The following is an 11659-nucleotide window of genomic DNA, read 5'->3' as shown; positions in this document are numbered from 1 at the left end:
GCAGTGAGTGCGCCGCGCTGGCCCGGATCAACGCCGACGGCACCGCGGAAGTGCAGAGCGGCACCAGCGACATGGGGCCGGGCACCTACACGTCGATGACGCAGGTGGCCGCGGACGCACTCGGTTTGCCGATCACCAGGGTGCGATTCGCGCTCGGCGACAGCAATTTTCCGCCTGCACCGTCACACTCGGGCTCGAGGACGATGGCCAGCGTCGGCTCGGCGGTGTTCACCGCCGCCAACATGCTGCGCGACCGATTCGTCCGCACCGCCATCGTGGATCCCGGCTCCCCGCTCAACGGCGCCGCGCCCGATGCGGTATCGGTCGCCGACGGCCGGATATTCCGCACCGCAGATCCCGGCCGCGGTGAGACCTATCAGGACCTGCTGCGCCGTCGAGGGTGGAAAAGCCTTGACTCCGAACAAACGTGGACCCCCGACGATGCCGATCGGCAGTTCTCGATGTCCGCATACGGCGCGGTCTTCGCCGAGGTCGCGGTCGACGAACTGCTCGGCACGGTCCGCATCCGGCGCGTCTACGCATGCTACGACGCCGGCCGGATCATCAACCCGATGCTGGCCCACAGCCAGGCGATCGGCGGCATGGTCGGCGGTATCGGGATGGCGCTGCTGGAGGGCACCCACCTCGACTACCGCGACGGGCGGATCGTCAACGCCAACATGTCCGACTACCTGGTGCCGGTCAATGCCGACGTGCCCGCCCTCGACGCGGCGTTCCTGCCCGCCGAGGACAAGATCGCCGACCCGATCGGCGTCAAGGGGCTCGGTGAGCTGGTGATCGTCGGTGTGCCCGCGGCGATCGCGAACGCGGTGTTCAATGCGACCGGCAAGCGCGTCACCGACCTGCCGATCACGCTGGAAAAACTGCTCTAGGGTGGACTAGTCTGACTGTATGTTCAAACAGCATTCTCCGGCCCCGCTTCCCGCCGACGGCGTCGCCGCGTCGATGGCCCCGTTCGGCCAGTCGCGAATGCTGCCCCGCGAGGCCTACGTCGACCCCGCGGTCTTCGACTGGGAGCAACGGCACATCTTCTCCGGCTGGACCTGCGTCGGCCACGCCTCCGACCTGGCCACCGTCGGAGCCCAGAAGGCGGTCGGCAGCGGCGCCAACGCGGTGCTGCTGGTGCGGGGCGAGGACACCGTGCGCGCGTTCGCCAACACCTGCCGCCACCGCGGCCACGAACTGCTGGCGTGCAACCAGACCACGCGGGGCCGCAGCATCGTCTGCCCGTACCACTCCTGGTCGTACCGGCTGGACGGCAGCGTGCGCAACGCGCCCGGCTTCAAGGACGTCGACGGTTTCGACGCAGGCGAGTTCGGGCTTGCCGAGCTGCGGCTGGTGAACTGGCACGGCTGGCTGTTCGTCGATCCGAGCGGCGAGGACGCCGAGTTCTCCGCACACGTGGCCGGCTGGGAGGACGTCGTCGCGCCGTATCGGCCCGAGGATCTGACGGTGGTGGACCGGCACTCCTACGAGTTGGCGACCAACTGGAAGGTCATCGCCGAGAACTACCAGGAGTGCTACCACTGCTCGACGATTCACCCGGAGCTGTCCCGGATCAGCCCGCCGACCAGTGGCGAGAACCTGGACACCGAGGGGTCGTGGATGGGCGGCTGGATGTCGATCATCGAAGGCGCCGAGACGATGTCGCTGTCCGGCGCCAGCGGCGGTGTCGCCATCCAGGGTCTGTCCGAGCACGAACTGCGCTCGGTGATGTATGTCGTCGGCTACCCGAACCTGTTGGTCAGCCTGCACCCCGACTACGTGATGACCCACCTCATGACGCCGCTGGCCGTCGACCGCACCCACGTCGAATGCGCATGGGCGTTCCCACCGGAGGTCGCCGAGAAACCGGGCTTCGACCCGTCGTATGCCATCGACTTCTGGGACCTCACCAACCGTCAGGACTGGGCCGCGTGCGAGTCGGTGCAGCGCGGTCTCACGTCGCCGCACGCGAGGCCGGGGCCGCTCGCCCCCGACGAGGACGGCGTGTATCAGTTCGTCAGCCGGGTCGCTAAGGCGTATGCCGGCGGCGCTGCTCGCGGGTAGGAACCCCGTTGACGCCCTCGATCGACTGGGCGTAGGTGCCGACCGCGAACGCCACAGCGGGGCCCGTAACGGCCAGCGCGTCGCGGTTGACGCTGTCGACGGAATCGCCGGGCAGGTGGTAATTCCGGTCGAACGCAACGCCCGCGACGCCGCCCCACAACCGCGCCTGCAGCTCCGTCTTGCGCTGCGCCACACCGGTGGTCGTGCCACCGATCGGCACGCCCGCGTCGAGGAACGGGCTGTAGTCGCTCGCCTTGCCCAGCGGCAGATCGGCGGGCCGGATCCCGGCCAGGTTCAGGTAGCCGGCCATGGTGCGCTCGATGCCCGCCGAGCCGACGGGCACGGTGTTCGCCGGGACATCTGGGTTCGCCTGGCCTGACTGGTCGCCGTCGTATGTGAAGAAACCGGCATTCGGCGAGCCCAGCATGTCGAAGTTGAGGTAGAGCGCGATGTCGCTGAGCTGGTCACCGTTGAGGCTCTGGACATACTTCGTCGACCCTGCCAGCACGGCCTCCTCGGCGCCCCAGAAACCGAACCGCACGGCGTTGGCGATCTGCGGCCGCGGGCCCAGCGCCGCGGCCGTCTCCAACAGCGCCGCCACGCCGGTGCCGTCGTCATTGATGCCAGGGCTACCGGCGACCGAGTCCAGATGCGCGCCCGCCATCACCACATTGCGGGGGTCACCGGTCTTGGTCTGCGCCAGCACGTTTCGTGACTTCACCATGGCCGCCTTGGCGTCGAGCGTCAGGAGCACCGTCGCACTGGTTCGCCGCAGCGCCGCATCGGCGCCTGCATCGATCACCGCGACCGGCACCGTCAGCGCCCGGTAGTAGCCCGGCGGGAACAACCCCCGCCGTCCCGCGTCGCTCACGACGAGAAGCCCAAGTGCGCCCTCGGCGACGGCGGTGTTCTGCTTGTCGACGATCGAGCATCCCGTGTCGTCGACGACTGCGATGGCGTTGGCCATCCTCGCCGTTCCGTAGTCCGCGGCGGTGCAGCCCGCGGGCTTCTGGGGACGCTGCGTGACGGCCCTCAATCCGCCCCTCGGGGTCGGAGTCAGCAGCGACGCCTGGTCGACGGGGTAGTCGCGGCCCGATGCGGTCAGCGTCGGCATTCCCGGCGACGCCACGCCGAGGCGTTCATACTCGGGCGTCTGAACGTCAAAACCTTTGTCCCGCAGCGTTTGAGCGACGTAGTCGACCGTGGCGTCGAAACCTGGGGTGCCGTCCGCACGGGACCGGTTGTTGGCGTCGGCGATCTCCTGGAGCTTGCGCAGGTGTACGTACATCCCGTCGACGCCGATTTTGTCGGCCAGCTCGCGGGCCAGGTTCCGCGACGGCTGCGGGGCCGACGAGCAGCCGCCGAGCAGCATCGCGACGACGACCGCGCCCGCCATAGCCTGATGTCGCCGCCGCCGCGGCTCCAAAGCCTGATGTCGCCGCCGCCGCGGCTCCAAAGCCTGATGTCGCCGCCGGCGCGGCTCCGACGGCCTTGCCGTCATGACTTCGCGAGTACGTGCCGGGTGCGGTCGTCGCGAACCGGCACCCCGTTTCGGCCGCGCTGATCCTGCGCGTAGAGACCGACGACGTAACCGACGCCGGAACCGTTGATCTGCAACGCCTTACGATCGATGTGGTCGAGGGTGTCGGTCTTCTTGTGATAGTTCGGGTCGAACGGCTCGTCGGCCTTGCCGCCCCACAATCCGGCCTGTTCGCGCGTCATCTTCTCCTCGGCGCCGGAGAACAGGCCGCCCGCGGGAACGCCCGCCAGGGTGAACCCGTCGTAGTCGGAGCGGCCGTCGAATCCGGTGTCCTGCGCCGTCTCGCCCGCATCCTTGAGGTAGACGACGAAGTTGCGCTCGATGCCCGCCGACCCCTCGGGCACGCGCGCGTTGGGCTCCCTGGGGTTCGGCGGCACCGACTGATCACCGTCGTAGGTGAGGTAGCCGGGGTTGGGCGAGCCCAGCATGTCGAAGTTCAGGTACAGCGCGATGTCCTTGAGCTGGTCGACATTCAGCGACTCGACGTAGTTGTTCGAACCCTTCAGCCCGAGTTCCTCGCCTCCCCAGAAGCCGAACCGCACCGCGTTCTGCACCGCAGGCGATGGACCCAGCTGCAGAGCGGTCTCCAGGACCGCGGCCACCCCGGAACCGTTGTCGTTGATGCCGGGACCCTCCGGCACGCTGTCCAGGTGGGCGCCGGCCATCACCACGTTCTCGGTCGAGCCGGTCTTGGTCTGGGCGATCACGTTGCGGGTCTTCTCGACGCGGATGCCGGCCTTGAGCTTCAGCGTCGACTCACCCGGTGCGCCGCGCAGCCGCTCCCCCGACTCCTTGGTGACGCTGATGGCCGGGATTTTCGCGTTGGTTTTCTCACCCAGGGTGCCGCCCATCTCGTCGCCGTCCTCGTTGTTGGCGACGATCAGTGCGACCGCACCGCGCTCGGCCGCCACGGACTGCTTCTGCGAGAACTGGCAGGTGCCGCGGTCCACCAGCACGATCGCGCCCGCAACCGGCAGCCCGTCGTAGTCCGCTGCGGTGCAGCCCGGCGAATCTTCGACGCGGGCGGCAACCAGCGGCCCCGAGACGCCTTGGTCGGCCGTGCCGATGGTGTACTCGAGCGCCTTGGCCGCGATCGTCGCGCCGCCGACGGTGAGCTGTGGGTCCTCGGCAAAGGGCAGGCGCACCTCGAACACGGGCGTCTGCACGTCGAAACCCTTGTCGCGCAGCGTCTTGACGACATAGTCGACGCTGGCGTCGTAGCCGGCGCTGCCCAGCGCGCGGTTTCCGTCGTGGGCGTCGGCGATCTCCTGCAGCTTCGTCAGGTGCGCCATCATCGCGTCGGCTTTGACCTCGTCGCCCAGCGTCGCTGCGTATTCGGTCGCCGCGCCGGACGCCGCGGGCGAGGACGGCGGAGTGTCGGCCTCCTTCGCGGGCTTGCTTCCGCAGCCGCCGAACGCAGCCACCACGACGACCGCGGCGAGCACAGCGGACACCCCGCGCGATTTGCGACCCATTGCCCCCACGTTAGCGGCTCAAGCGTCACGTCGGTTCACAGTGATGAGCGCCGCGACGAACACGACCACCACCGCGGCCGCGAAGTACAGGATCGACCCCACTTGGCCCCACGGCATGGCGTAGACCGGATAGAGCCACTGCACGCCGACGAACGTGAACGCATTCGCGAACGGCAGGTAGGGGCCGATCTGCGAACTGATGTTGGGCATGTTGCCCAGCAGCGGCTCGGCGACCAGCGGCCACAGCAGCAGGAGAGCCACCGCGCCCGCGGAGGCCCGCACCAATGCGCCGACGCCGACGCCGAGCACCGCCGCGAGCATCGCGTACAGCGCGATCGCACCGACCAGACGCCAGTTTCGGGGATCCGAGTGCGCCACCACAATGGCGGCCATCACCATCACCGCGGCGTAGACACCCGAGAACAGCGCCGCGACAATCGCTTTCGCCGCCAGAACCAGCGTTCGGTTCGGCACGGCCATGAACGTGGTGCGGATCATTGCGCTGCGATACTCGTTGGTGACTGTCAGCGCCGACAGGATCATCAGCACCGGCACCCCGAAGACGGCGACACCCATTGCCGCCTTGTCCGGCGGCACCGGGCCGGGACCGTAGGCGGTCGACGCCGCAAGGGCGGCCAGCCCGAGGCTCAGCACCGCCACCACGACCGCCGACCACAGCGCCGAGCGGGTGGTCGACAGCTTGATGCGTTCGGCGTTCAGCACCGCCACCGCACTCATGTCGCCGCCCGGTACTGCACCGCTTCGTCGGTTAGCTTCATGTATGCGTCCTCCAGCGACACCTGCTGGGAGGTCAACTCGTGCAAGGTTATTCCGTTGCGCGCGGCCAGGTCGCCGACCACCTCGCTGGCCGCGCCGCGCACCAGCAGCGCCGTGGCCGCCTCGTCGTCGTCGACCTCGACACCCGCCTGCGAGAGCACCTGCCGCAGCGTGTCCAGCTGCGGGCTGCGCACCCGGACGCTGTCGGCGCGGCCGACGAACTCGGTGACCGTCGTCGACGCGATCAGCCTGCCGCGCCCGATCACCACCAACCGGTCGGCGGTGTTGGACATCTCGGCGAGCAGATGGCTCGACACGAAAACGGTGCGGCCCTCGCCGGCGAGCGTGCGCATCAGCGTGCGCACCCACCGGATGCCCTCGGGGTCCAGGCCGTTGACCGGCTCGTCGAACAGCAGCACCTGCGGATCACCCAGCAGGGCGGCCGCGATGCCGAGCCGCTGGCTCATGCCGAGCGACAACGTGCCCGCCTTCTTACCCGCGACCGTGGACAGCCCGACCATGTCGAGCACCTCGTCGACCCGAATGGCAGGCAGCCGGTGTGTCGCCGCGACCCAGCGCAGATGCGCACGCACCGAACGGTTGGGATGGCACTGCTTGGCGTCCAGCACCGCGCCCACGTGCCGCAAGGGGTCAGCGAGCTCGCGGTATGGCTTGCCGTCGATCGTGGCGGTGCCCGACGTCGGATGGTCGAGGCCGAGAATCATCCGCATCGTCGTGGTCTTGCCTGCGCCGTTGGGGCCGAGGAACCCGGTCACCACGCCGGGCTCGATGGAGCAGGTCAGATCGTCCACTGCGCGGGTTCGGCCAAAAACCTTGGTGAGCCCTGCCAATTCGATCATCACGCCCATCCTGTCACGGACGCCGGGTTGTGAGCCCGTCGAAGCTCTCGATGACCAGCGCGGCCACCGCGCGCATGCCCGCCGCGTTGGGGTGCGCCGGTGCGGGACGGCCGGGCCACGGCACACCGAACCTCGACGGCTTCGTCGTCCACGCTTGTGCCGACCATGCGTGATGCTCGCGGCTGGCATCGGATGCCCGTTCCAGTTCGCATCCCGTCTCGGCCGCGGCTTCCGACGTCAGTCGCTCGAGGGTGGCGGCGACGCGCCTGCCGAGGGCCGCGTCCGCCCCGGACAGCGGCGAGGCATCGCCGCCGGCGGGCGGCAACACGGTGAGGTAGTCGACGAACAGCACCCGCGCTCGCGGTGCCCGCGCCCGGACGGTCCGCCCGACCTTCTTCAGCGACTCGCCGGCCTGCACCAGTGCACGATCGCGGGCGGTCGGGTCGAGCATCTCCTCGAGCACGCCGCCCACCAGCGGCAGCGAGCGCGCCGCGCGAGGCAGGCCCGCGGCCACCAACAGCGGGATGTAGCCGACGTCGTTGCCGCCGATCGTGATGGTGACCAGCTCCTCCGAGCCGTCGAGCGCCTCGATCTGCGGTGGCGCGCTGTCCTGCCGATCGGTCAGCACGTGCGCGGTGGTGGCGCCGGAATACGTCACATCGACGAGGTGGAGGCCGAGCCGCTGCGCCACCAGGTGCGGATAGTTGGCGGCCGAGCGACCGGCCCGCAGCGGCGCATCCTTGTCACGAGGCGAGATGCCGGGACCCGCAGCCATCGAACTGCCCAGCGCGACGTACCTTCCCGTCATACCGGCGGGCTGGACGGCTGCGCCCAGAACCGCTTCGGGATCCGGCCCGCCTGACGCGCGAGGTGGCCCGCGGTCACCGCGGCGGCCATCGCGGCGGCCATCAGTGGCGGGTCGGCGGCCCTGGTCACGGCGGTGGCGAGAAGCACTGCGGCACAGCCCAGTTCCATGGCCTGCGCCGCGTCGCTCGCGGTGCCGATGCCCGCGTCGAGGATGACCGGCACGCCCGCCTGCTCGACGATCATCTCGATGTTGTGCGGGTTGGCGATGCCGAGGCCGGTGCCGATCGGCGAACCCAGCGGCATCACCGCCGCGCAGCCCGTGTCCTCCAGCCGCCGCGCCAGCACCGGGTCGTCGTTCGTGTACGGCAGCACCACGAACCCGTCGTCCACCAGTTGTTCTGCAGCGCGGATCAACTCGACGGCATCGGGCAGCAGCGTGCGCTCGTCGGCGATGACCTCGAGCTTGACCCAGTCGGTCCGCAGCGCCTCGCGAGCCAACTGCGCGGTCATCACGGCTTCGGCGGCCCCGCGGCATCCGGCGGTGTTGGGCAGCGGTGTGATGTTCAGCCGGTTGAGCAGGCCGAGCACTCCGGTGCCGCCGGCGGCGTCCACCCGGCGCATCGCGACCGTCGTCAACTCGGTGCCCGACGCGACGAGCGCCTCCTCCAGCACGGCGAGGTTGGCCGCACCGCCGGTGCCGAGGATCAGCCGCGAGCCGAACTCCCGGCCCGCAATAGTCAATTTCTGCTCAGCCACCCTGCACCGCCGTCACCACTTCCAGCCGCGCACCGTCGGTCAACGTGGTCTGCCAGTTCGACCTCGGCAGCACCGTCCAATCCACCGCGACCGCAATACCCTTCTCCGGGAAGCCGAGTCGCTCGAGCAGGCCCGCGACGGTGGTTTGGTCGTCCACCTCGACGGCCTCGTCGTTGACGATCACTTTCATCGAACCTCCAACAGTTCGGCGTCCGCAAGCGGAACGCCGTTGAGTTCAGCCGCGATCGCCTCCGCGGTCCACGGCGCAAGCAGGAAGCCGGACCGTCCGTGGCCCGCCGCCACCAGGGTGCGGTAGTCGAGGCGGCCGACGATGGGCAGGTTATCGGGTGTCATCGGGCGCAGGCCCGCCGCGCATTCGGCCAGCTCGTACTCACCGAGCGCAGGCATGACCGCGCAGGCATCGTCGAGCAGTTCGCGCACACCGGTCACCGCGGGTGCGGTGTCACGACCGTGCTCGTACTGGGTGGCGCCGACCACCACGCCCTCCTGCCGCGGCACCAGATAGACCTGGCGTCCGTGGATCCTGGCACGAATCACCCTTCGCGGCACCGGCATACAACCCCTGCGCCACCGCAGCCGCAGCACTTCACCCTTGACCGGGCGGATCGGCAGACCGGGCCACAGCGAAGGCGCGTCGATCCCGTTGGCGATCACCCGCACGTCGGCGTCCAGCGTCGCGAGGTCGCTCACCGCGGGCGCCCACCCGACACCGAGCCGTTCGCAGTGCGCGGCGAGCGCATGGATGACTGCCCTGTTGTCCACGGCCAGTTCCGTCCCGGCCAGGAAGCCGTGCCGGATCCCCTGCGCGAGAAGCGGTTCGACATCGCGGGCGGTGGACGTGACGTTCACCGGATACCCCTGCGCCGCCAGCCACTCGCCGACCGTCTTGAGATCGGCGACATCGGCACGGTCGACGGCAACCACAAGCGATTCGCGCGCCGTGATGACACTGTCCGGCAGACCGGTCATGAAATCGCCGTGCCACAGCGCCAGCGAGGCCAGCCCGAGGCGCAGCAGCGGCTCCTCGCGCGGCCAGCCCTCACTGTGCGGTGCCAGCATGCCGCCCGCCACCCACGACGCGCCCGGCTCGTCGCCGCGGTGCACGCAGACGGACCAGCCGTCGAGCGCGGCGCGGCGCGCTACCGACAGGCCGATGACGCCGCCGCCGACGACTGCCAGTGTTCCCTTGGACATTTCCCTCCCTTCGCCGGCATGACCCGGATCAGGTACGACGGTAAGGGCGGTTCGACAGTGCCCACTCTCAGTCCACGATCCCTGGACTCCCGTGTTGACGCCCCACATTACTCTCGCGGATGTGCACCATCCCCGAGATGAACTGGCTCGGCCGGCTTCGGCGTCCCTGTATCTGTGCACCGACGCCCGGCGCGAGCGCGGCGATCTGGCCGCATTCGCCGAGGCGGCGCTGGCCGGCGGGGTGGACATCATCCAGCTGCGCGACAAGGGCTCACCCGGTGAGCAGCGACTCGGACCGCTTGAGGCCCGCGACGAGCTGGCCGCGCTCGAGGTGCTCGCCGACGCCGCGCGCAGGCACAACGCCTTGCTCGCCGTCAACGACCGGGCCGACATCGCCCGTGCGGCGAACGCCGATGTGCTGCATCTCGGGCAGGACGACCTGCCGCTGGCGATCGCCCGTGACATCGTCGGGCCGCGGCCGCTGATCGGCCGCTCCACCCACGACCGCGACCAGGCCGCCGCCGCGGTGGCCGAACCGGTGGACTACTTCTGCGTCGGGCCGTGCTGGCCGACGCCGACGAAGCCGGGTCGCGCCGCGCCCGGGCTGCCGCTGGTGCGGACGGTCGCCGAGTCGGGCACGGTCAAGCCCTGGTTCGCAATCGGCGGCATCGATGAACAGCGACTGCCGGAGGTGCTCGACGCGGGCGCGCGCCGCGTCGTCGTGGTCCGGGCGATCACCGCGGCAGAGGATCCGCAGGCGGCGGCCGCCCGGCTCAAGAAGCTGCTCACGAACTCCCGTTGACCAGCAGCGGAATCGACGCGGCGACGGCGCGCAGCTTCGCCCAACTGGCGGCGAAGCCGGGATGCAGCGGCAGTGCGGCGACGTCGTCCTCGGCCACCCAGCGCAGTTCGGCGCTTTCGCGATTGGGCACCGTCTGGAGTTGTTCGGGCGCGTCGGCGATCACCGTCGTGTAGGTCCAGTGGGGTCCGCTCGGCCCAGAGATTTCAGCGGTGACGACGGTCGTGCGCACGACCAGCCGGTCGGCTGTCAGGCCGGCTTCCTCGTTGGCCTCGCGAACCGCGGCCTCTTCGACGGTCTCGTGGCTGTCGCGCGCCCCGCCGGGCAGTCCCCAGGTGCCGCCCTGATGGCTCCACGGCGCGCGATGTTGCAGCAGGACCGCGGCCGAGCCGTCGTCGCGTGGCGCGCGAAGAAGAAGTCCCGCCGCGCCGTGCCTGCCCCAGTAAGCCGCGCCGGTTTCCGACACCACCCAGCCGTCGCCATCGCCGCGCACTCGATCAGCTTAGGGAACACTCGACTGACCGGTGGACACCGAATGCCCACACGTCACAGGATTAACTCTTAGAATTCTTTTATAGAGTCCGAGAACGTCGGAAAAGTAAGCGGAGAGCACAGAGGATAGATGAGGTCCGCGCACCGGTGACTGTGGAGTTGGCGCACCCGTCGACCGAGCCACTTGCGTCGCGGTCGCCGACTGCCCCCGCGCATCCGCGGTGGTGGTTCCTCTGGACAACTCCCGGCCGAATCCTGACCATCGGCGTCGTGTTGTCCGCTCTCGTGATCGCAAGCGCGTTCGCCACCTCGACCACCGTCAACGGCCGCCAGCAGGCGCTGACCACGGTCCTCGAACACACCGAGCCGCTGGCGTTCGCTGCCGGCCAGCTGTACACCAAACTGTCGGTCGCCGACGCAGCCGCGGCGACGGCCTTCATCGCGGGCGCCGAACCGCGCGATGTCCGGCAACGCTACGAGCAGGCGATCACCGACGCCGCAGTCGCCGTCACCAGGGCGTCCAGCGGGCTAACCGACGAGCCCCTGATCCGGCTGCTGGGCCGGATCAACGCCAATCTCGCGGTGTACACCGGATTGGTCGAGACGGCGCGGACCAACAACCGTGCCGGCAATCCGGTCGGTTCGTCGTACCTGTCGGAGGCGTCGTCGTTGATGCAGCAGACGATCCTGCCCGACGCGCAACGGCTCTACGAGGAGACCTCGGCGCGGGTTGACAAGGAGACGACGGCGTCCACCCGCATCCCGGCGCCGGTCATCCTGGTGGTGCTGGCGACGCTGTTGTTCGGCGCGTTCGCGAACCGCTGGCTGGCCCGGCGCACCCGCCGCCGCGTCAACATCGGGTTCATCG

The 11659-nt window shown here is 69.6% G+C and carries 13 protein-coding genes; 4 read left to right on the top strand and 9 right to left on the bottom strand.

The window, feature by feature from the left end; translation table 11 throughout:
* On the top strand, positions 1-893 hold an 893-nt coding region (locus tag QOC76_RS25925), incomplete at its 5' end, for a xanthine dehydrogenase family protein molybdopterin-binding subunit (RefSeq protein WP_526361853.1).
* 19 nt (positions 894-912) lie between these two features.
* Positions 913-2070 carry an aromatic ring-hydroxylating oxygenase subunit alpha gene (locus QOC76_RS25920; protein WP_526361851.1) on the top strand — a complete coding sequence of 386 codons (1158 nt, stop codon included), beginning with the start codon at positions 913-915 and terminating at the stop codon, positions 2068-2070.
* Here QOC76_RS25920 and QOC76_RS25915 read toward each other — a convergent pair.
* From QOC76_RS25915 to thiO, 8 genes are all read right to left on the bottom strand, one after another.
* On the bottom strand, positions 2036-3466 hold the full coding sequence (locus tag QOC76_RS25915; protein WP_526361849.1) for a M28 family peptidase: 1431 nt from the start codon (positions 3464-3466) through the stop codon (positions 2036-2038). The two genes, QOC76_RS25920 and QOC76_RS25915, sit on opposite strands and share 35 nt — an antisense overlap.
* Positions 3467-3567: 101 nt before the next feature.
* Positions 3568-5085 (bottom strand): M28 family metallopeptidase, encoded by a 1518-nt coding sequence (locus QOC76_RS25910; RefSeq protein ID WP_526361847.1) that lies wholly within the window; start codon positions 5083-5085, stop codon positions 3568-3570.
* Between the two features lie 18 nt (positions 5086-5103).
* Positions 5104-5823 carry an ABC transporter permease gene (locus tag QOC76_RS25905; RefSeq protein ID WP_526361845.1) on the bottom strand — a complete coding sequence of 240 codons (720 nt, stop codon included), beginning with the start codon at positions 5821-5823 and terminating at the stop codon, positions 5104-5106.
* Positions 5820-6722, bottom strand: coding sequence for an ATP-binding cassette domain-containing protein (locus QOC76_RS25900; RefSeq protein ID WP_526361843.1), 903 nt, complete (start codon positions 6720-6722; stop codon positions 5820-5822). The genes QOC76_RS25905 and QOC76_RS25900 overlap by 4 nt, the downstream gene beginning before the upstream one ends.
* A 13-nt stretch (positions 6723-6735) precedes the next feature.
* Positions 6736-7530, bottom strand: coding sequence for an SGNH/GDSL hydrolase family protein (locus QOC76_RS25895; RefSeq protein ID WP_526361841.1), 795 nt, complete (start codon positions 7528-7530; stop codon positions 6736-6738).
* Positions 7527-8285, bottom strand: coding sequence for a thiazole synthase (locus QOC76_RS25890; RefSeq protein WP_526361839.1), 759 nt, complete (start codon positions 8283-8285; stop codon positions 7527-7529). The genes QOC76_RS25895 and QOC76_RS25890 overlap by 4 nt, the downstream gene beginning before the upstream one ends.
* Positions 8278-8475: a sulfur carrier protein ThiS gene (gene thiS / locus QOC76_RS25885; protein WP_526361837.1), complete on the bottom strand. Its 198-nt coding sequence runs from the start codon at positions 8473-8475 to the stop codon at positions 8278-8280. The genes QOC76_RS25890 and thiS overlap by 8 nt, the downstream gene beginning before the upstream one ends.
* Positions 8472-9500, bottom strand: a complete 1029-nt coding sequence (gene thiO, locus QOC76_RS25880; protein WP_526361835.1) for a glycine oxidase ThiO — start codon at positions 9498-9500, stop codon at positions 8472-8474. Before thiO ends, thiS begins: the two co-directional genes overlap by 4 nt.
* Before the next feature lie 142 nt (positions 9501-9642).
* Between thiO and thiE the strand changes: the two genes are divergently transcribed.
* Complete coding sequence (gene thiE, locus QOC76_RS25875; RefSeq protein WP_526361855.1) at positions 9643-10302, top strand: thiamine phosphate synthase; 660 nt, start codon at positions 9643-9645, stop codon at positions 10300-10302.
* Here the strand turns inward: thiE and QOC76_RS25870 are convergent.
* Positions 10286-10792: an NUDIX hydrolase gene (locus tag QOC76_RS25870; RefSeq protein ID WP_526361833.1), complete on the bottom strand. Its 507-nt coding sequence runs from the start codon at positions 10790-10792 to the stop codon at positions 10286-10288. The genes thiE and QOC76_RS25870 overlap by 17 nt on opposite strands.
* A 146-nt stretch (positions 10793-10938) precedes the next feature.
* Between QOC76_RS25870 and QOC76_RS25865 the strand changes: the two genes are divergently transcribed.
* Positions 10939-11659, top strand: a 721-nt coding sequence (locus tag QOC76_RS25865) for a GlnX family signal transduction membrane protein (protein ID WP_526361831.1), incomplete at its 3' end; no start/stop codon positions are given.

This window comes from Mycobacterium sp., assembly GCF_032159565.1.
In the GTDB taxonomy this organism is placed as follows: domain Bacteria; phylum Actinomycetota; class Actinomycetes; order Mycobacteriales; family Mycobacteriaceae; genus Mycobacterium.
This window is presented reverse-complemented; position numbering and strand designations above follow the sequence as displayed.